This is a genomic window from Flavobacterium sp. LM4, from assembly GCF_002017935.1.
GTDB classification, from domain to species: Bacteria; Bacteroidota; Bacteroidia; order Flavobacteriales; family Flavobacteriaceae; genus Flavobacterium; species Flavobacterium chungangense.
On the sequence record NZ_MUFW01000001.1, the window covers coordinates 1,827,507 to 1,848,153 of the forward strand.

17 protein-coding genes are annotated in these 20,647 nt (G+C 34.0%); 5 read left to right on the forward strand and 12 right to left on the reverse strand.

From position 1 onward, the window contains the following. Positions 1 to 25 precede the first annotated feature (25 nt). Entirely contained in the window at positions 26 to 2,854 is a 2,829-nt protein-coding gene (locus BXU10_RS08225) for a VIT domain-containing protein (RefSeq protein ID WP_078226927.1), read from the forward strand. A 64-nt stretch (positions 2,855 to 2,918) separates the two neighbouring features. Here BXU10_RS08225 and BXU10_RS08230 read toward each other — a convergent pair whose 3' ends face one another. Next, a complete protein-coding gene (locus BXU10_RS08230) occupies positions 2,919 to 3,857 on the reverse strand; it encodes an L-threonine 3-dehydrogenase (protein WP_078226928.1) in 939 nt (312 codons plus the stop codon). A gap of 205 nt (positions 3,858 to 4,062) precedes the next feature. Here BXU10_RS08230 and BXU10_RS08235 point away from each other — a divergent pair, with 205 nt between their 5' ends. From BXU10_RS08235 to BXU10_RS08250, 4 genes are all read left to right on the forward strand, one after another. Then, positions 4,063 to 4,671 carry a hypothetical protein gene (locus BXU10_RS08235; protein WP_078226929.1) on the forward strand — a complete coding sequence of 203 codons (609 nt, stop codon included), beginning with the start codon at positions 4,063 to 4,065 and terminating at the stop codon, positions 4,669 to 4,671. Continuing rightward, entirely contained in the window at positions 4,664 to 8,026 is a 3,363-nt protein-coding gene (gene mfd, locus BXU10_RS08240) for a transcription-repair coupling factor (protein ID WP_078226930.1), read from the forward strand. The genes BXU10_RS08235 and mfd overlap by 8 nt, the downstream gene beginning before the upstream one ends. 823 nt (positions 8,027 to 8,849) lie before the next feature. After that, positions 8,850 to 9,932: a DNA polymerase IV gene (gene dinB / locus BXU10_RS08245; RefSeq protein WP_078226931.1), complete on the forward strand. Its 1,083-nt coding sequence runs from the start codon at positions 8,850 to 8,852 to the stop codon at positions 9,930 to 9,932. 78 nt (positions 9,933 to 10,010) lie between these two features. Continuing rightward, positions 10,011 to 10,526 carry a PAS domain-containing protein gene (locus tag BXU10_RS08250; protein WP_078226932.1) on the forward strand — a complete coding sequence of 172 codons (516 nt, stop codon included), beginning with the start codon at positions 10,011 to 10,013 and terminating at the stop codon, positions 10,524 to 10,526. A gap of 49 nt (positions 10,527 to 10,575) precedes the next feature. Here BXU10_RS08250 and BXU10_RS08255 read toward each other — a convergent pair whose 3' ends face one another. The 11 genes from BXU10_RS08255 to BXU10_RS08300 form a co-directional block, all read right to left on the reverse strand. Next, positions 10,576 to 11,352, reverse strand: coding sequence for a Bax inhibitor-1/YccA family protein (locus tag BXU10_RS08255; protein WP_078226933.1), 777 nt, complete (start codon positions 11,350 to 11,352; stop codon positions 10,576 to 10,578). 161 nt (positions 11,353 to 11,513) lie between these two features. Continuing rightward, on the reverse strand, positions 11,514 to 12,905 hold the full coding sequence (locus BXU10_RS08260) for an NADH-quinone oxidoreductase subunit N (RefSeq protein ID WP_078226934.1): 1,392 nt from the start codon (positions 12,903 to 12,905) through the stop codon (positions 11,514 to 11,516). Positions 12,906 to 12,969: 64 nt separating this feature from the next. After that, a complete protein-coding gene (locus tag BXU10_RS08265) occupies positions 12,970 to 13,980 on the reverse strand; it encodes a NuoM family protein (RefSeq protein ID WP_255406038.1) in 1,011 nt (336 codons plus the stop codon). Further along, positions 13,938 to 14,411, reverse strand: coding sequence for a hypothetical protein (locus BXU10_RS25215; RefSeq protein WP_223255408.1), 474 nt, complete (start codon positions 14,409 to 14,411; stop codon positions 13,938 to 13,940). The genes BXU10_RS08265 and BXU10_RS25215 overlap by 43 nt, the downstream gene beginning before the upstream one ends. A 10-nt stretch (positions 14,412 to 14,421) precedes the next feature. Then, a complete protein-coding gene (nuoL, locus tag BXU10_RS08270) occupies positions 14,422 to 16,311 on the reverse strand; it encodes an NADH-quinone oxidoreductase subunit L (protein WP_078227945.1) in 1,890 nt (629 codons plus the stop codon). A 6-nt stretch (positions 16,312 to 16,317) separates the two neighbouring features. After that, positions 16,318 to 16,638: an NADH-quinone oxidoreductase subunit NuoK gene (gene nuoK, locus BXU10_RS08275; protein WP_026982591.1), complete on the reverse strand. Its 321-nt coding sequence runs from the start codon at positions 16,636 to 16,638 to the stop codon at positions 16,318 to 16,320. Further along, positions 16,638 to 17,177, reverse strand: a complete 540-nt coding sequence (locus BXU10_RS08280) for an NADH-quinone oxidoreductase subunit J (RefSeq protein WP_078226935.1) — start codon at positions 17,175 to 17,177, stop codon at positions 16,638 to 16,640. Before BXU10_RS08280 ends, nuoK begins: the two co-directional genes overlap by 1 nt. Then, entirely contained in the window at positions 17,178 to 17,723 is a 546-nt protein-coding gene (locus tag BXU10_RS08285; protein ID WP_031454067.1) for an NADH-quinone oxidoreductase subunit I, read from the reverse strand. It abuts the gene before it with no gap. Between the two features lie 157 nt (positions 17,724 to 17,880). Next, positions 17,881 to 18,936, reverse strand: coding sequence for an NADH-quinone oxidoreductase subunit NuoH (nuoH, locus tag BXU10_RS08290; protein WP_078226936.1), 1,056 nt, complete (start codon positions 18,934 to 18,936; stop codon positions 17,881 to 17,883). 2 nt (positions 18,937 to 18,938) lie between these two features. Then, on the reverse strand, positions 18,939 to 19,970 hold the full coding sequence (locus BXU10_RS08295) for a 2Fe-2S iron-sulfur cluster-binding protein (protein ID WP_078226937.1): 1,032 nt from the start codon (positions 19,968 to 19,970) through the stop codon (positions 18,939 to 18,941). A gap of 98 nt (positions 19,971 to 20,068) precedes the next feature. Next, the gene (locus BXU10_RS08300) at positions 20,069 to 20,641 is read right to left on the reverse strand and encodes a hypothetical protein (RefSeq protein WP_078226938.1); all 573 of its coding nucleotides are present in this window, start codon (positions 20,639 to 20,641) and stop codon (positions 20,069 to 20,071) included. Between the last annotated feature and the right edge of the window lie 6 nt (positions 20,642 to 20,647).

The window sequence follows — 20,647 nt, forward strand, 5'->3', positions numbered from 1 at the left end:
CAAATAAAAAATCACTTTTTTTAATATGAATAAACTTTTTACTATATGTGCATTAATGGTATTTGGTGCAGTTTTTTCTCAAATCCCAACTCTGGATGTAGAAAATCTAAAAAAACATCCGGTCATTCTGCAGGAAGCAAAAATTGAAACCAAAATTTTGGGGAATCTTGCCACAACAACAGCCATTTACACATTTTACAATCTGGGGGACAGAATTTTAGAAGGCAAACTTACGATTCCGTTACCTGAAGGAGTGAGCATAAGCGGCTACGCTTTAGATATCAACGGAAAATTAAGAGATGCAGTTCCCGTTCCTAAAGAACGGGCTAAGGAAGTATTTGAAAGTATTGAAAAAAGAAACATAGATCCGGGGATTATTGAAAAAGTAGCCGGAAATAATTTCCGTACAAGAATTTATCCGATTCCGGCGAAAGGCAGCAGAACCATTAAGATTACTTATCATCAGGAACTAAAAAATTCTGCTTCAGAGTATCACTATTTTTTAAGTTTTGCCAATGCAGTTAGCATTCCAAAATTTAATCTGAAAGTGTTGGTTAATGAAAGCTTGATAACTCCCAAAATCACTGAAAATCCAGATGGTAGTTTTGCTTTTCAGAAACAAGGAAATCAATGGGTTGCTGAAATTAGTAAAGAAAACTTTACCCCAAATGAAAGTCTTAAAATAGCAATCCCAAAAGCAAATCAATCTTCCAGTGTTTTGCTGCAGAAAGCTTCTGATGATAAATTTTATTTTGCTGCCAGTGTTTCGATGGATTTCCCTGTAAAAGAAAAGCCGAAATCTAATAAAATTGCCATTATTTGGGATAATTCATTCAGCGGATCAAAGAGAAACCATCAAAAAGAACTGGATTTTCTGATGGCCTTTTTTTCCGATAACAAAGATGTTTTGGTATCATTTGTTCTATTAAATAATACTCTGGAAAAGACAGAAGAATTCACTGTTTCTGGTGGAAACTGGAGTACATTAAAAAATAGAATTGCTGACCTGAAATACGATGGTGGAACCGACTTTGGTGCATTAAAAGAAATTCCAGGAGTAGAAGAATACCTTTTATTTTCTGACGGAATTTCAAATTTTGGTGATTTGACTTTAAAATTCAAGAAACCACTTAACAGTATCGTAAGTACGCCTACTTCCGACTTTAACCTGCTTAAACTTTTAGCATCGCAATCAGGAGGAAATTTTATTAATCTTAATGAATTAGACACTCAATCGGCGCTGAAAACCTACAAAAAACTTCCGGTTAAATTTTTAGGATTTAAAGAAAATGCGAATGTTCAGGAGCTGTATCCAAATATTGGAACGGCAGTAAATGAGCCAGTCAATATATTTGGAATTTCGTCTTCAAATTTGGGTAAGCTGACCGCTCTTTTTTCTGTAGGAAATAAAAACTTTGAAATACCTGTAGATTTTAATACAGCTGTTCAGGTAGAAAACTGGCCAATTGCACAATTTTGGGCGCAAAGAAAAATCAATGATCTTGAACTCAATTCGACTCAAAACCGTGATGAAATCAGAAATCTGAGCGAACAGTTTGGGGTGGTAAGTAAGAACACCAGTCTTATTGTATTGGATGATGTCAATGATTATGTGCGATACAGCATCACACCCCCTCAGGAATTATTATCTGAATACAACAAAATCGTTTCAAGAAATAAAAAAGAGATTTTAGAAAAAAGAAAAAACCTTCTATCCAAATCTTTTGATATAACCCGCGAACTAACGGCCTGGTGGAATACGGAGTTTAAACCTGTCGAAAAAAAGCAGTATCCTAAGATTTCTAAACAAATGGTAAGTGAATCTGCTAACAAAAATCAATCATCTGTACCTGTTTCTGCGGGTTATAATGCTGAAAGCATTGTTGAAGATAGAGCTGTTGCGCAAGCGGAAGTTAAAGCAAAAGGCAAAATAACTTTGGTAGATGTAGAAAGCAAAGAAGAGTATATGAAAGATTTTCAAAATCTGGAGTCCTCTGAGCTGATTTACCAAAAATATCTTGAAAACCGTTCAAAATATGAAAAGCAGGTAACGTATTATTTTGATGTCTCTAAATTGTTGTTCAAAAAAGGAGATAAAGCGCTTTCTTTAAAAGTTTTAAGTACATTAGCAGAGCTTGATCTGGAGAATGAAGAATTATACAAAACGATATATTATCTGCTAAAACAGAGAGGCAATTATGAAAAAGAATTGTGGATTACCCAGAAAATTCTGGAATGGAGGCCGTTCGATTCTCAAAGTCACAGAGATTATGCATTGGCCCTGATTGATAATAAAAAACCTCAGGAGGCTCTTAATGTATATAAATCCATGCTGTATCAGGAATATACCGATGAAATTTCAGTAAGAGACAATGGTATAGAGGAGATTTTGATTATGGAAATTAATAATATCCTAAGCCAGAATAAAAATGTTGATGCCAGTAAAATAGATAATCGTTTAAAAGCAAATCTACCTATAGACATTCGTGTTGTAATCAACTGGAATAAAGACAATACAGATATAGACCTATGGATTACAGATCCGAGGGGGGAAGATTGTTCCTATTCTCATAAATCTACAGAAATTGGAGGCAGATTAAGTAATGATTTCACTCAGGGTTTTGGTCCTGAACAGTTTTTACTAAAAAAAGCCATAAAAGGTAAATATAAAATTAAAACCAATTTTTTCGGAGAGAGACAGAATATTCTTTCCGGTCCGGCAACTGTGATGGCAGAAGTATATTTGTACTATTCTGATGGAAGGCAAGAACGAAAAATTGCTGTTTTCCAGAGTCAGAAAGAAAATAAGCGCGAAAGTGACAGCAAAATTCTGATTGGAGAATTTGAGTTTTAGAAAAAAACATATAAAAATACCGAAGCGTTTTTAACTTCGGTATTTTTTTGTTTTAATTTTGAAATTAGCCCAAATGCTCGAGCATATCTTTGGTCATAGATTCCAGATCAAATTTGTGATTCCAGCCCCAGTCTTTTCTTGCATCAGCATCATCGATACTAGCAGGCCAGCTGTCCGCAATTTTTTGACGGAAATCCGGATTGTAAGTAATTTCAAATTCCGGAATATGTTTTTTGATTTCAGCAGCAATTTCAGTTGGCGTGAAACTCATGGCAGCTAAATTATAAGAAGAGTGTATTTTGATTTCTTCAGCCGGAGCTTTCATGATGTTGATTGTGGCGTCAATTGCATCATCCATATACATCATTGGCATTTTGGTTTCTGAGGATAAAAAGCACTCATATTTTTTATCGGCAATAGCTTTGTGAAAAATATCTACGGCATAATCTGTAGTCCCGCCGCCCGGAGGAGTCGACCAGCTAATTAGACCCGGATAACGAATACTTCTAACATCAACTCCGTAAATATTATGGTAGTATTCACACCATCTTTCACCGGCTTGCTTACTGATTCCGTAAACTGTCGAAGGTTCCATAATCGTATATTGAGACGTATTTTCTTTTGGTGTTGTTGGACCAAAAACTGCTATACTGGATGGCCAGAAAATCTTCTGAATTTTTTTGGCTTTCGCCAGATTCAAAACATGAAATAAAGAGTTCATATTCAAATCCCAGGCAAAAGCAGGGTTTTTTTCAGCTGTAGCCGATAAAAGGGCTGCCATTAAATAAATATCAGTAATCTGATGGATCTCTACAAGATGTTCAATTTGGTTAAAATCCAAAGCATTAATTACTTCAAAAGGACCGGAGTTAACGACGTCTGTATTTAATTTTCGGATATCAGAAGCAATTACATTCTCGGTTCCGTACAATTTACGAAGTTTCTGAGTCAGCTCTGTTCCAATTTGACCACAAGCACCAATAATTAATATTTTTGGATTCATTTGAATAGATTTTAAAGAGCAAATATAGTTTATTCGTAAATTATAGTGCTTTTAAGAATGTTAAATTATGAATTTAATAACAAATAATATTTATTTTTGTATAATTCGTTCTGATGTGCATTTCTTAAACTTAACAAAATGCTTGTAATTCAAAATTCATAATTGTAAAATTTACTTGTAACTTTGTAGCTTAATGTTTTATAAAATGAAATACAAAATATCTCTTCTTCTGCTTTTCGCTTTCATATTGAATTCATGTCAGGATGAAAATGAAAGACGTATAGCTGAAAATAAAAAGGAAGCCAAAAAAAAGGAAATCATTTTTAATAATATAGATAAAGGCTGGTCGTTTATTGACGAACCTATTAATGAAGTTTCAGAAAAAAATGTAAATGATTGGAAAGAGTGGGGTGAATTTTTAAAAGAATTAGACGGAAAGCCAAAGAAAACTATTGGAGCATTTCAAAAAAAATCTGCTGCGATTGCCAAAAAAGCAATGGCATTAAACAATAATATTCCGGCACAATTCAATCAGCCTCAAATCAGAAGTCGAATTTCTATTTTGATTACAAAAGTGAAGATGATGGATTTGTTTATTCATTTAGATAAAATTCCGGATGAAAAAGTTACTTTTTTAATTGGCGAAATCAATAAAGAGTTAGTTTCATTAGAAAGACAAATGGATAAAATTGTTGAAAAAAGCAAAATTCCACAAGAAGAAGGAGAGTCAGATTTCTTAAGAATGTTAGATACTACACGAGCAATCCCGAATTCGATGCCACCAATAGATAAAAATTTACCTAAAGTTGAGTAAAAACGCCTTATATACAACCTACGATAATCTGCCAAAAGCTGAGCAGATCGCAGCAAGTTTACTGGAAGGAAATCAAATAAAAATGAATCTTTCAGGATTACTTGGTTCTGCGGTTTCATTTATAATCCGTTCCGTTTTTAAGAAAACCGAACTGCCTTTTTTGATTGTTTTAGACAATAAAGAAGAAGCTGCATATTACCTGAATGATCTGGAACAAATGATCGGAGAGCAGGATGTTTTGTTTTATCCGGCCTCATTTCGGCGCCCGTACCAGGTTGATGAAACCGATAATGCAAATGTCTTGCTTCGCGCTGAGGTTTTAAACCGAATCAATTCCAGAAAAAAACCAGCTGTAATTGTTACCTATCCGGAAGCGCTTTTTGAAAAAGTGGTTACGAGAAGGGAACTTGATAAAAACACTTTAAAAGTAGCCTTGAACGATAAAATTTCGATTGATTTTATCAACGAAGTTTTATTTGAATATGAATTTAAAAGGGTTGATTTCATTACAGAACCCGGAGAATTTTCGGTTCGTGGGGGAATTGTCGATGTATTCTCTTTCTCAAACGATCATCCGTACCGAATTGAGTTTTTTGGCAACGAAGTAGACAGTATCAGAAGCTTTGATGTAGAAACACAATTATCGGTAGAAACACATAAAAAAATTACGATTATCCCGAATGTCGAAAACAAACTTTTTCAGGAAAATCGCGAAAGCTTTTTAGATTATATTGCGGAAAGTACCGTTATTTTTATTCAAAATACAGAAGGGCTTTTTAGTCAATTAGACAAACAATTCGCAAGGGCTGAAGAAGCTTTTGAGAAATTGTCCAAAGAAATAAAACACGCTATGCCGGAACAATTATTCTTAAATCAGGCTTCATTTATAAAGCGGTCTTTGGATTTTTCTGTAGTAGAATTGTCAAAACCGGTTTATAAAACAGCCAAGAAATTCGAATTTCATATTCAGCCACAGCCCTCGTTCAATAAGCAATTTGATTTGCTGCTAAACAATCTGAGCGACAATCATTTCAACGGATACAAAAATTATTTGTTCTGTTCAAATGAAACGCAGGCAAAACGTTTCCATGATATTTTTGAAAGCTTAGACGAAGCCAATTCGGAGAATATTAGAAAACAATATCATACGATTGTACTGCCTTTGTACCAGGGTTTTATTGATGAAGAAAATCAGATTACGGCGTATACCGATCATCAGATTTTTGAGCGTTATCATAAATTCAACATCAAAAATGGCTATTCGAAAAAGCAGAATATCACGTTAAAAGAACTAACAGCACTTTCAGTTGGCGATTATGTAACACATATCGATCACGGAATCGGGAAGTTTGGCGGTTTGCAGAAAATTCAGGTTGAGGGAAAAACCCAGGAAGCTATAAAACTGGTTTATGCCGATAATGATATTGTATATGTGAGTATTCACTCGCTTCATAAAATCTCGAAATACAACGGAAAAGACGGAACGTCTCCAAAAATTTACAAACTTGGATCGAACGCCTGGAAAGTTTTAAAACAGAAAACCAAAGCACGCGTTAAACATATTGCCTTCAACTTGATTCAGCTCTATGCAAAACGCCGTTTGGAGAAAGGTTTTCAGTTTGCGCCGGACAGTTATCTTCAAAACGAATTAGAAAGTTCGTTTATTTATGAAGACACTCCGGACCAGACCAAATCGACAGCAGAAGTAAAAGCAGACATGGAAAGTGATCGTCCTATGGACCGCTTAGTCTGTGGAGACGTAGGTTTTGGTAAAACAGAGGTTGCGATTCGTGCTGCTTTTAAGGCAGTTGACAACAGCAAGCAGGTAGCCGTTTTGGTTCCGACCACAATTTTGGCCTATCAGCACTACAGAACTTTTTCAGAACGATTAAAAGATATGCCGGTCACAATTGGGTACTTAAACCGATTTAGAACTGCCAAACAAAAATCGCAGACTTTAAAAGATTTAGCCGAAGGAAAACTCGATATCGTTATTGGAACACATCAATTGGTAAACAAAAATGTAGTTTTTAAAGACCTGGGTTTATTGATTGTCGATGAGGAACAAAAGTTTGGTGTAAACGTAAAAGATAAACTCAAAACCATTGCTGCAAATGTCGATACGCTGACGTTAACAGCAACACCAATTCCGAGAACGTTGCAGTTTTCATTAATGGCAGCGCGCGATTTATCAGTAATTACAACGCCTCCTCCAAATCGTTATCCAATTGAAACGAATGTAGTTGGTTTTAATGAAGAAACAATTCGTGATGCAATTTCATATGAAATTCAGCGCAACGGACAGGTTTTCTTTATCAATAACCGAATCGAAAATATCAAAGAAGTGGCAGGAATGATTCAGCGTTTGGTGCCAAATGCAAGAGTTGGAATTGGTCACGGGCAAATGGAGGGAGCAAAACTCGAAGAATTGATGTTAGGTTTCATGAACGGAGATTTTGATGTTTTGGTAGCAACCACAATTATCGAAAGCGGATTGGACGTTCCAAATGCCAACACGATTTTCATCAACAATGCCAACAATTTCGGATTATCAGATTTGCATCAAATGCGTGGTCGTGTTGGGCGAAGTAATAAAAAAGCATTCTGTTATTTCATCTGTCCGCCGTATTCATCCATGACCGAAGATGCGAGAAAACGAATTCAGGCATTGGAGCAATTCAGTGAATTGGGAAGTGGTTTCAACATTGCGATGAAAGATCTTGAAATTCGTGGTGCCGGAGATTTATTAGGCGGAGAACAAAGCGGTTTCATCAACGAAATTGGTTTCGATACCTACCAAAAAATCATGAACGAAGCCATCGAAGAATTGAAGGAAAACGAATTCAAAGATTTATATCCGGAAGAAAATGATATTGAAACGAAGGAATACGTTAAAGATTTACAGATCGATACGGACTTCGAGTTGTTATTTTCTGATGAATATATCAATAATGTCACCGAACGTTTGAGTTTATATAACGAATTGGGTTCAGTCAAAAACGAAGAAGAGCTGGTTACTTTTCAAAACAAACTAATTGACCGTTTCGGGCAAATGCCACCGCGAGCCAATGCCCTGATGAATAGTATTCGTATCAAATGGATCGCTACAAATATTGGTATCGAGAAACTGGTAATGAAAAAAGGCAAAATGATTGGTTATTTTGTTTCGGATCAACAATCAGATTATTATCAATCTTCGAAATTTAGAAAGGTTTTACAATTTGTACAAAAACAAAGCAGTCTTTGCACAATGAAAGAAAAACAAACGCCAAGCGGTTTACGACTTTTATTGACCTTTGAGAATGTAAAATCAACCAAAAGAGCTTTGGAGTTAATGGAAATGTTGGGTGAATAAATTTTAGAAGCAGAATAACTGAGTTTCAAACACCAACAGTCCCGCTATTCCTTTCACACGATCGATTGCGAACTGACGAAGTAATCTTTTGCACCGAACCACGGCACAAAAGGATTTCCAGCCCTATCGGGGCTAAGTTAGAGGTTTAGTAATTTTATTGACCTTCTCAAACGTCTTTTTGAAAAGTAAACATAAAAAGTAAACCCGAATGAAAATTTTCATTCGGGTTTACTTTTTAAACAATATTAATTTGTGTAATTTAAAAGTTTTTACTTTAAAGCTTGCTTCATTGATTACCTGTAACAGTAATTTTCAAAAAGTAAAAAAATCACCTTGGGAAGGTGATTTAATTGGTCAATTGGTTTTTTGGTTTAGATAGTTCATCATGAACCCAAAATACTTGCATCTATTCTATGCGAGTTTTTTGTTTTCTGATAGTATTTATAGAGATGCCGAGTCCATTATGATTTATTTCTTAAGAACTCATGCCTTTCTTTCATGATATTTAATTTTTTTTTCTGCTTGTGATTTTCAATTCACTTTACCAAATGTCTGGTGTAATTCATTTCTGTATGGCAAATATATAAAAATATTTTTCTCAATTATAGATATATAAAAAAACTTATTTTATTTTTTTTATCCGTATTTTTTTTAATAATTAAAATTAACACTTAATTTATTAAGATATTTCAAATGTAGCTATTTCTTTTTTTGATCATGAAAAAACGTTGTTATCAGGAATTATATAAAAATTTCAATTTACTAAAAAACATTTGATCAGTTTTGATAGCTCAGATTACCTGTTCTTCTTTAAATTTGTATTATGTCTGAAACTCCAATTCATCGAAAAATAATCCACATCGATATGGATGCTTTTTATGCTTCGGTAGAGCAAATGGATGATCCTGCTTTGCGTGGAAAACCCATTGCTGTTGGTGGCTCAGAGAATAGGGGAGTAGTTTCTGCAGCAAGCTATGAAGCCAGAAAATTTGGTGTCAGAAGTGCTATAAGTGGTGTTTTGGCCAAAAAATATTGTCCCGAAATTATATTTGTCCGGCCTCGTTTTGATCGTTACAAAGAAATCTCTTCCAAGATTCATAAAATCTTTCATGAATACACAGATATGGTGGAGCCGCTTTCGCTTGATGAAGCCTATCTTGATGTAACTCAGAATAAAAAAGGAAATCCAAGCGCATCCTTATTGGCTCAGGAAATCAGATTACGAATTTTGAATGAAGTTGGAATCACTGCTTCTGCAGGAATTTCTATAAATAAATTCGTAGCTAAAATTGCGAGTGATTACAATAAACCTAATGGTCAAAAAACGGTAAACCCTGATGAAGTAATTCCTTTTTTAGAAGAATTACCGATTCGGAAATTTTATGGAGTCGGAAAAGTGACGACAGAAAAAATGTACCAACTGGGGATTTTTACAGGATTAGATTTGAAAAGCAAATCACTTGAGTTTTTAGAAAAGCACTTTGGAAAATCAGGAAAATTTTATTTTCACGTTGTTAGGGGAATTCATAACAGCGAAGTAAAACCTTCACGGAATACCAAATCTGTTGCCTCAGAACATACTTTTGATGTCAATCTTACATCGGAAATTTTTATGCTGGAACAACTCGAAAAAATAGCTGTTTCGTTGGAAAAGCGATTAAAAAGGCACAATGTTTCAGGAAAAACGGTCACACTTAAAATTAAATACAGCGATTTCACACAGCAAACAAGAAGTAAAACACTGCCTTATTTTATTTCTGATAAAAGCTTAATTCTTGAAACGGTTGAAGAGTTATTGTATCAGGAACGAATGAAAGATTCTGTCAGATTATTGGGGATTTCTTTGAGTAATCTAAATACAGAACAAAAAAAATCGGTAGTTGTTCAGTTAAAATTTGCTTTTTAATTAGATTAAAAAATCATTAAGTGAATAAAAAGCTAAGCAGTACAATTTTTTTAGCTAATTTTAGATATAATTTTTTTTATGAATTCTGTTAATCATTATAGAGCGTTTTTTACTGAATCTGAAGCAAATTTAAATTGCAATTCAGTTCCGATACTTTGTTGGGATTTTCATTATGAATCTTTAAATGAACTGAAAACTTTCTCTTCGGATGTAAAAAAAATACAACGTATTTCCAGCCAATTTAAATGGAATATAACTGATTTAGGAATAAATGAACGAATGAAAGATGAGGTTGTTTTAATTACCGATTTAGAACAAAAAATAATTTTTGCTTCAGAGGGAATTTGTAAAATGACAGGTTATACAGAAAAGGAAGTGATTGGAAAATTACCAAAGATGTTTCAGGGACCGGAAACTTCAAGTGTAATATTAGGGGAAATCAGAACAGCAATAAAAAAACAAATTCCTTTTGAAAAGACAATTTTGAATTATAAAAAAAACGGAAAAACTTATGACTGTACAATTCATGGTTTTCCTGTTTTTAATTTGAATGGCGAATTGTCACATTTTATAGCATTTGAAAAAGCAGCATAAAAAAGGGCCTTTTGAATTTCAAAAGGCCCTTTTTTTATTGAGAAAAAAGTTAATCTCTGCTTGCAAATTTTGACAATAATCTAAGGAACTCTATGTATAACCAAACTAATGTAATTACTAATCCCATAGCGCCATACCATTCCATGAATTTTGGCATTCTTTGCTGAACACCCTTTTCGATTTGGTCAAAATCTAAAAATAAGTTTAAGGCAGCAACAATGATTACAAAAACACTAATTCCGATACTCATCAATGAATTTCCATGATGAACAGGAGTAAAGCTGGTAAACATTGAAACTATCCAGGAAATTAAATAATAAGTTGCAATCGCCAATGTTGCAGCAATAACTATTGATCTAAATTGCTCATTTACTTTTACGATTTTAAATTTATATAGACCCAGACAAACTAAAAAAGTGACTAAGGTCGCTCCTACAGCATTTAATACAATTCCTGGAAATTTTGCCTCAAAAATAGCGGAGATTCCTCCAATAAACAACCCTTCAAATATAGCGTAACCTGGAGCTAAATAAGGAGAGGCCTGAGGTTTGAATGCTGAAATTATTACCAAAATAAGGGATATAATGGCGCCTCCAATAGTTGGTAACATTGCATTCATTCCATTAAATGCCATCCACCATGTTAAAATTGCTCCGGCACATAACAGTAAGAATAAAATGGCTGTTTTATTTATAGTACCGGATATAGTCATTTCCTGATTGTAATCGATAATCTGTGCTCCGTGTACTTGCTCAGAAGACTTAGAAACAGCATTTGATGAAAAACGCTTGTTACTTAAAAATGGATTTTTCGAATTGAAGTTCATATTTTAATACATTTAATTGTAATCAAATATAAGTAGTTTTTTTGAAGTCTGCAGGTTTGGATAAAATTTTTAACATCATTTTTTATTACAAATTATTGATTAAAATAAAAAATCCATCAGAAATTTTTCTGATGGATTTGTAATTATAAGAATTGAAATTTTTAATTCAATAAATCTAAAACTAATGAAGGGAACAAACCTAACGCAATATTTAAACCAATTGAAATGATGGCAACAGCATAAATAAGGAATGGTTTTCCGCTACGCTCCTGATTAGGCTCTTTTGAATACATAGCTAATATCAATTTAAAATAATAACCAACGCTAATAATAGAATTAATAACGGCTACAATAACTAAAGTAATATGACCAGCCTGAATGGTTTGATTGAATAAAAATAGTTTTGCAAAAAAACCTGAAAAAATTGGAATACCTGCCATTGAGAGTAAAGAAGCAGTAAGGATTGCAGCCAACAACGGATTTGTTTTTCCTAAACCGTGAAAGTTGGTAATATCTTCATTGTCCTGATTTTTGCATACGTATAAAATTACACTAAAAGCGGCGATACCTGCCAAGGCGTAAGCTGTAGTATAATACAATAGAACTCCTGCAGAAGTTGCAACAGTTAAGAAAGTCATTAACATAAAACCTGCATGAGAAATTCCTGAGAAAGCCAACATACGTTTTACATTTACCTGACGTAATGCCATTATATTTCCGACAGTCATAGAAGCAATTGAAATGATAACAATTATAGTTTCAAAAGTTCCTAAAAGTTCCTGATTTTCAAGAGATGAAATTAAATTTAGCCCAGCTATTAATTTATAAAGTGTTGCAATAGCTACTACTTTTGCCAATGTACTCATTAAAGCAGTTGTTAAAGCCGGTGAGCCTTCGTACACATCAGGTGCCCAGAAGTGAAAAGGAACTGCGGCAACTTTAAACAACATACCTACAGTAAGCAAAATCATTCCGATCGGGAACCAGATTGGCAATTCTGCAGATAAAGAATATTCACTGATTTCCATTACATCAAAACTTCCCATTGCCCCGTAAATCAGACAAATTCCAAAAAGGATAATTCCTGAAGCAAATGAACCCATCAAAAAGTATTTCATTCCTGCTTCGTTGCTTTTTAAATTTAAACGCTCACTTGCTGCCAGAATGTATAAAGAAATAGAAAGTATTTCGATACCTAAGAAGAACATGGCTAAATTTCCAAAAGAAACCATTGCTACTGCTCCGGCTAATAAAAAAACTTTTATAGCAACAAAATCTGAAATTTTATTTTGATGATTTTCGTAAAAATTATGGCTTAAGGCAACAAGAAAAATAGTCAATACAATAAATAATGATGAAAAAGCAGTAGAAAACTTACTCACTGTAATCATATTGTTATAGTAACTTTCTGTTGATCCAAATTCTGAAAAATTAAGTGCCAGAACAGCCAATAATCCAACAATTGTTATCGGAACAATGGCTTTCCTTAAATTAAGAATTTCAAATAATAGGCAGAAAATACCCAATCCTGTAATTGCTATTAATGTATTCATTTTTGCTTTTTTGATTTAGGAAATCTAAAACTGGCGATGCCCTAATTTATTTTTATTTAAAATATTAATTTTTATTGATAACGTTTAAAATCGTTTCTAAACTTGGTGTTATTAAGTCAGTAATTGGTTTTGGATACAATCCAAAGAACAATAAAATGCCAATAATTACAACCAGTGAAATTCCTTCGTTAAGAGTAACATCAGAAAAAGTTTTAGCATTAGCTTCACCCAACATTACATTTTGAAACATTTTAAGCATATAATAAGCGCCTAAAATAATCGTGGTTCCACCCAAAACTGCAAACCACACATTAATTTGAGAAAGACTGTATAAAACGGTAAACTCACCTACGAAGTTAAAAGTTCCCGGTAATGCAACTGAAGCCAATACCAGAATTAAAAACATCGAAGTGAATTTAGGTGACTGAATACGTATTCCGCCTAATTCAGTAATATCTCTTGTAGCAAATCTTCTAAAAATGATTTCGGCAGCAAAGAATAATCCAACCACCACAAAACCGTGAGCAATCATTTGTAAAACTGCTCCGCGTAAGCCATCAAGAGTTAAAGTGTAAGATCCTGCCGCAATTAATCCCACGTGAGCAAGAGAGGAGTATGCTAATAATTTCTTTACATCTTTTTGTCTTAAAGCTACAATTGATCCATAGATGACGCCTGCAATTCCCAAACCGATAATAATATTCATTAATTCTTTAGAAGCAAAAGGTGCAATTGGCAATTGCCAGCGGATAACGCTGTACAATCCCATTTTAAGCATGATACCTGATAAAAGCATAGTTCCAACAGTTGGTGCTTTTTGGTACACATTTGCCTGCCAGGTGTGGAAAGGAATAATTGGAATTTTAATAGCATAAGCTAAAAAGAAAGCCAGGAAAATCCAAAGCTGTTCGCAAACGGATAATTCTACTTTGTATAAATCTTCAATTAAGAAACTTCCGTTTGCTTTTTGAGATAAATAAATAAAAGCCACCAGCATGAATAAGGATCCGGCAAGAGTGTAAATAAAGAATTTCACAACTGCTTTTCTGCGTTCTTCAGCATCGCCATTCCCCAAATGAGAGCAATAAAGTAAATTGGAATTAATGCTAACTCCCAGAAAATATAGTATAAAAGACCATCTGCAGCAAGGAAAGTTCCTGTCATTGCAAAAGCCATAAATAAAATCAAAGCATAAAAACCTTTTGCATTTTTATATTCATTTCCAAAAGAGGAGAATATAATAATTGGAGTTAGTGCTACCGTTAATAAAACCATTGCGATTGCTAAACCATCAGCATTTAAAGCAAATGAAATTTTAGGCTTAGTAATCCAGGCGTTGATTAAACTGATGTTTTCTCCTGCCAAAAAATGATTCAACAAGACAACAGAACAGCCCAATGCTGACAAACTAAAGAACAAAGCTACTTTTGATGCCAGTTTATCACCAGCAAAATAAGTGACAAATGCACCAATTAAAAGAATAATTAATATAAGAGAAACGTTCATAGTTATAAAATTATTGAGCTAAAAATATATAGGAAACAATGGCGCAAAGACCCAAAACAAAAGCAAAAAGATACAATCCGACACTTCCGTTTTGTAATTTTTTACCCTGAAAACCAATCTCATTGGTTACTTTGCCTAATCCAAAAACAAGTGCAGATAAACCTGTTTCAATATAATCCCTAAAGAATTTTGATAAAAAGTTTACCGGAGCAACAAACAGTGCATCATAAGCTTCATCAACATAATATTTGTTATATAAAACTTTGCTCAAGCCTGTAATATTTTCATCAGATTCAGGAACATTATCTTGTTTGAAATATTTGATGTAAGCAATTAAAATCCCTAGTAACCCGCCTAAAACAGCAACTCCCATAAGAGTATATTCAGTTGCGCCTAAATGATGTTCTTCGCCGGCTACTTTCGTGAAAAGCGGAGCAAGATATTCATTTAACCAACTGTGTCCAGGTAAACTGATTAATCCTCCAAAAGCCGCTAAAATAGCTAAGATGATAAGCGGAATAGTAATTAAGGAACCGCTTTCATGTAAATGATGTTTTTGCTCTTCAGTTCCTCTAAATTCTTTGAAGAAAGTTAAGAACATTAATCTAAACATATAGAAAGCCGTCATAATTGAAGCAACTGAGCCAATAACGTATAATGTTTTACTGTGTTCGAAAGCCGTTAGTAAAATTTCATCTTTAGAAAAGAATCCTGAAAAGAATGGAACTCCTGAAATTGCCAATGAAGAAATTAACATGGTCCAGAACGTGATTGGCATTGCTTTACGCAATCCTCCCATTTTACGCATATCCTGCTCTCCGTGCAATCCGTGAATTACAGAACCTGAACCTAAGAATAAACAAGCTTTAAAGAAAGCATGTGTGATCACGTGAAAAACAGCTACTTCATAAGCCCCAAATCCTAATGCCAAAAACATTAAACCTAATTGAGAAACTGTAGAGTAAGCCAATACTTTTTTGATGTCTGTCTGAACTAAACCAATAGTTGCAGCAACTAATGAAGTAACAGCTCCAACTATTGCAATTACAGTCTGGACGTCATGAGCTAAATCAAAAACAAAGTTTAATCTCGTTACCATAAAAATCCCTGCAGTTACCATCGTAGCTGCGTGAATCAATGCAGAAACCGGAGTTGGTCCCGCCATCGCATCCGGTAACCAGGTATATAACGGAATCTGTGCAGATTTACCACAAGCTCCTATAAATAAACATAAAGCTGCAATTGATACATTCCAGGCAATTTGCGGCTCATAATGAATCGTTAGAATAGTTTGTTTTAATTCGGTATAATCTAATGTTTTAAAAGTGTATCCTAAAATAAACATTCCAATCAAAAGACCTAAATCCCCAATTCTGTTCATGATGAAAGCTTTTTTCGCAGCATCGTTGTAATCCTGGTTTTTATACCAAAATCCAATTAATAAGTACGAACAAAGTCCAACACCTTCCCAACCGATAAATAATACCAATAAGTTACTTCCAATTACAAGGGTAATCATAAAGAAAATGAATAAGTTCAGGTACGAAAAGAACTTGTGCATATTTTCATCATCATGCATGTAACTGATAGAATATATATGAATCAAAGAACCAATACCGGTTACAAAAAGCAGCCAAAGTAAGGATAACTGATCTAATAAAAACCCGAGATTGATTTTAAGATTACTAATCTGAATCCAGTCAAATAAAGTGACCTGAATGGCTTTTCCAGTTGAAGTAATTTGATTAAAAAGTAAAAGAGTAACCACAAAAGAAACTGCTACGGCAACGGTTCCGATAATTCCGGAAACTGTTTTTCCTAAATTTTTCCCAAAGAAAACATTGATTAAAAATCCTAAAAAAGGAGATAAAACTAAGACTAAAGCTAAATTGGTATCCATTTCCATTTATCCTTTTAAATTTTTTAAATTATCGATACTAATTGAGCCCAAATTTCTAAAAATAGAAACCAAAATGGCCAATCCTACCGCAACTTCTGCTGCAGCAACTGCCATCGAAAAGAACACAAAAACTTGTCCCTGTGCATCCTGATGATATGTTGAAAAAGCAACAAATAAAAGGTTAACTGCATTCAACATGATTTCGATAGACATGAAAACGATAATAGCATTTCGTCTGTACAATACACCAAAAACACCAATACAGAAAAGTACAACACTTAAAAAGATGTAGTTTTCAATACCTATTTGATTTAATATATTACCCATTATTTATTTAGTTTTTCTTTTTTAGACAATAATACTGTTCCAATCATGGCTACTAAAAGCAAAATCGAAGCAAATTCAAACGGAACCATATATTCGTTCAATAATATTTTACCCAATACTTTGATAGACTGAAAATCTTCTCCGGTTGAGTCGTATTCGCCAACAATTGGTTTTGAGTTAATGAAAATTGTAATCAATACAATCACAATTAAGCAAAAAGAAACAATAGCACCCAAACGTGTAATCCTCGGTCTGTGTACCTGATGACGTTCGTTTAGGTTCATCAGCATGATCGTAAACAGGAACAGAATCATAATAGCACCCGAGTACACTATAATATGTACGATAGCCAAAAATTGGGCATTTAGCAATAAATAATGACCTGCAATCGAGAAGAAACAAATCACTAAATAAATAGCGCTATGAATTGGGTTTCGGCTAAAAATGGTCAAAAAAGCAGTAATTACCGTGATAAACGCTAAGAAACAAAATATAACTTGTACAGTAGTTGCATGTGCAAAATCAGGAATATGTATCATTTAGTTAGCATTATTAAGTTGAGCATTTTTGATCGCCACATCAAGAGGCATCACTAATCTGTCTTTTCCAAAAATAAAATCTTCTCTTTCATAACTGGAAGGAACCAAAACTTTTGAAGTCGTCAAATAAATAGCATCTTTAGGACAAGCTTCTTCACAAAGTCCACAGAAAATACAACGCAGCATATTGATTTCATAAATCTCAGCATATTTTTCTTCTCTGTACAAGTGTTTTTCATCTGCTTTACGCTCAGCAGCTTTCATTGTGATCGCTTCGGCAGGGCATGATAAAGCACACAATCCACAAGCGGTACAGTTTTCACGACCTTGCTCATCACGTTTCAATTGGTGCTGGCCACGATAAACCGGACTCATTTCACGTACTTGTTCCGGATAATGAATAGTAGCTTTTTTTCTAAAAAAGTGCTTGATGGTAATCAGTAAACCTTTTACAATCGCCACAAGATACAATCGCTCCCAAAAAGTCATCTCTTTGTTAGAGACCAACTTTTTTCTACCCGATAATGATATAGTTTCTATTGACATTTAAAGTATATTTTGTGATTCAATTTGATGATTAGACCAAATTCAAATCTATTTGTTTTTTATTTAGTAGCTAATTCCTGCTATCCGCTGTATCTTTTATTTTTTAAAGAAAAAAATAAAAGGATGCCGCTGCTATCAGGGCTAGGGCTCTCCGTTATTAAAATCCTAAATAGGCAGCAATTTCGCTTCTTAAAATAACAACACCTGTAATCATGATATTAATAATAGAAAGCGGAATCAAAATTCTCCATCCCAAGTTCATTAATTGGTCATATCTAAATCTCGGAATCGTCCAGCGCACCCACATATAGAAAAAGATCCAGAAACATATTTTAGCAAATAAAACTGCTATTCCTAATATGTTAGCGGTATTCACACCAACATTTTCAACCATCCACTGCATTCCCGGATAGTTATAACCTCCAAAAAACAATACCGAGATAATAGTTGCAGAGATAAACATATTGGCATATTCAGCAAATAAATAGAATCCCATTTTCATAGATGAATATTCAGTATGGTAACCACCAATCAACTCCGATTCACATTCTGCCAAATCAAAAGGTGTTCTGTTGGTTTCTGCGAAAGCACAAATAAGGAAAATAAGGAAAGATAAAGGTTGATAAAACACATTCCAGTTCATTCCGGCCTGTTGCTCAGAGATTTCTTTTAAACTTAAAGTTCCGGTCATCATCAACAAAGCAATCATCGATAATCCCATCGCAACTTCATAAGAAACCATTTGCGAAGCGGCACGAACAGCTCCCATCAAAGAGAATTTATTGTTAGAGGCCCATCCACCAATCATGATTCCGTAAACTCCGACTGAAACAACGCCAAAGAAGTATAATAACGCAATGTTAATGTCAGTAGCCTGTAATAAAATATCCCTTCCAAAAAGATGTAATCTGTCTCCCCACGGAATAACAGCACTTGTCATCAAAGCGGTACTCATGGCAATTGCCGGCCCTACAACGAATAAAAATCTATTTGGCGTATTCGGGAAAAATTCTTCTTTCGAAAATAATTTCAAACCATCTGCAAGAGGCTGTAATAATCCTCCCCATCCGGCGCGGTTTGGTCCTACACGATCCTGTAAAAAAGCAGCAACTTTACGTTCTGCCCAAGTAGAATACATGGCCATAATCATAGTTACGGCAAAAACCACTACAATAACAACGCTTTTCTCTATAATAAATGCACTATCTACCATGTTTAAGAATTTTTGTTGTTAGTGTTCAACGGAATTTCAGCCATACTAATTTTTTTACGGTCAACATCTCTACCCAAAAGAATATTCTTTTCGGTGTCTATTTGTACTTTCTCTAATTTTTGAGTGTAGTTGTTTTGGTTGATAACAGAATCTTTTTCAAATTCTCTTGGTCCTTCAATAACCCAGTCATTAACATCTTTATGGTCAAAACGACAGCTGTTGCAGATAAATTCTTCTACTTCATGATACTCATCTTTACGACCCGTTACACGCTGAATTTCGCCTCCAAACATCCAAACGGTTGTTTTTCCGCAGCATCCCGGAGTGGTACATTCTCTGTGTGCGTTGTAAGGTTTGTTAAACCAGACTCTTGATTTAAAACGGAAAGTTTTATCTGTCAAAGCGCCAACAGGACAAACATCAATCATGTTTCCGGAGAATTCATTATCAATAGCTTTTGAGATTCCGGTTGAAATATTAGCATGATCACCACGGTCTAATACGCCGTGTACTCTGTTGTCTGTCAATTGATCTGCAACTTGTACACATCTTTGACATAAGATACAACGATTCATATGAAGTTGAATATTCGGACCGATATCTTCTGGCTCGAACGTTCTTTTTTCTTCAATATAACGTGATTTTGGATTCCCGTGTTCGAAACTTAAATTCTGCAAATCACATTCTCCGGCCTGATCACAAATAGGACAGTCCAGTGGGTGATTGATCAATAAAAATTCCGTTACAGATTTACGGGCTTCAGTTACGCGGTCAGAAGATTTACTGTTTACTTCCATCCCGTCCATACAGCCTGTTACACAAGATGCCATTAATTTGGGCATTGGTCTTGGGTCAGCTTCACTTCCTTTTGAAACTTCAACTAAACAGCAACGGCATTTTCCGCCGCTTCCTTTTAGTTTTGAGTAATAACACATGGCTGGCGGAACTAAATCTCCTCCAATCATACGTGCAGCCTGCAGGATAGTAGTTCCTGGTTCTACGTCGATACTTTGACCGTCTATGGTTACTTTCATCTCTCTTAATGATTTGAATGTCGAAAGTTTAGATATTCAAAAGATTTGCTGTCCTTTTAATATTATTACTTTATAACTTTCTGCTTTATACTTTTTTATTATTTGAAATGTTCATTATATAATTTAACCACATCAGCAACTTGGTTTTTTTTATAATAATTATCAGAGTCCATCCATTTCTGATGAAGTTCAGGATAATCTTCTATAAATTTTCCAAACCAATTTCTGAAATTAAAAAAATTTGTCTCCTTACTTGAAAGCTCATTGTCTTTACAATAAAAAGTTTTTTCAATTGGAAATGCCCCTGGTTGCATATTATTAACATATGATCTATATAAGGAAATCTTTCCAATAGTTACTTCTTGATAAAAATTTTTATGTTTATCAGCGTCAATACTGACAAATCTATAATCTCCAAATTTTGTATTTTTAATTAAAAACGCCTTTAATTGATTTGGATAATATTTTACTTTCTCACCTTTTTCAGTTATAATCTTTACACTTTTCAGAACCGAAGTTGGATAAAACATTGTTTGATCAAAAAGATTTGTCTGTACATCAAATGAACAGTTTATTGTATCATTTTCATTAGAAATAACATAACCATCAAATTTTTGAGCACTTAAAATTGTACTTAAAAAGAATAAAAAAATAAATAAAAATTTAGTCATAATTAA

Excerpts from the sequence above, each read along its gene's own strand:
- BXU10_RS08225 (WP_078226927.1), top strand. The coding sequence starts at position 26 with ATGAATAAACTTTTTACTATATGTGCATTAATGGTATTTGGTGCAGTT.
- BXU10_RS08250 (WP_078226932.1), top strand. The coding sequence starts at position 10,011 with ATGAATTCTGTTAATCATTATAGAGCGTTTTTTACTGAATCTGAAGCA.
- BXU10_RS08285 (WP_031454067.1), bottom strand. The coding sequence starts at position 17,723 with ATGTCAATAGAAACTATATCATTATCGGGTAGAAAAAAGTTGGTCTCT.
- BXU10_RS08280 (WP_078226935.1), bottom strand. The coding sequence starts at position 17,177 with ATGATACATATTCCTGATTTTGCACATGCAACTACTGTACAAGTTATA.
- BXU10_RS08260 (WP_078226934.1), bottom strand. The coding sequence starts at position 12,905 with ATGAATACATTAATAGCAATTACAGGATTGGGTATTTTCTGCCTATTA.
- BXU10_RS08295 (WP_078226937.1), bottom strand. The coding sequence starts at position 19,970 with ATGAAAGTAACCATAGACGGTCAAAGTATCGACGTAGAACCAGGAACT.
- BXU10_RS08300 (WP_078226938.1), bottom strand. The coding sequence starts at position 20,641 with ATGACTAAATTTTTATTTATTTTTTTATTCTTTTTAAGTACAATTTTA.
- nuoL (WP_078227945.1), bottom strand. The coding sequence starts at position 16,311 with ATGGATACCAATTTAGCTTTAGTCTTAGTTTTATCTCCTTTTTTAGGA.
- BXU10_RS25215 (WP_223255408.1), bottom strand. The coding sequence starts at position 14,411 with ATGAACGTTTCTCTTATATTAATTATTCTTTTAATTGGTGCATTTGTC.
- nuoK (WP_026982591.1), bottom strand. The coding sequence starts at position 16,638 with ATGGGTAATATATTAAATCAAATAGGTATTGAAAACTACATCTTTTTA.
- nuoH (WP_078226936.1), bottom strand. The coding sequence starts at position 18,936 with ATGGTAGATAGTGCATTTATTATAGAGAAAAGCGTTGTTATTGTAGTG.
- BXU10_RS08230 (WP_078226928.1), bottom strand. The coding sequence starts at position 3,857 with ATGAATCCAAAAATATTAATTATTGGTGCTTGTGGTCAAATTGGAACA.
- BXU10_RS08235 (WP_078226929.1), top strand. The coding sequence starts at position 4,063 with ATGAAATACAAAATATCTCTTCTTCTGCTTTTCGCTTTCATATTGAAT.
- dinB (WP_078226931.1), top strand. The coding sequence starts at position 8,850 with ATGTCTGAAACTCCAATTCATCGAAAAATAATCCACATCGATATGGAT.
- BXU10_RS08255 (WP_078226933.1), bottom strand. The coding sequence starts at position 11,352 with ATGAACTTCAATTCGAAAAATCCATTTTTAAGTAACAAGCGTTTTTCA.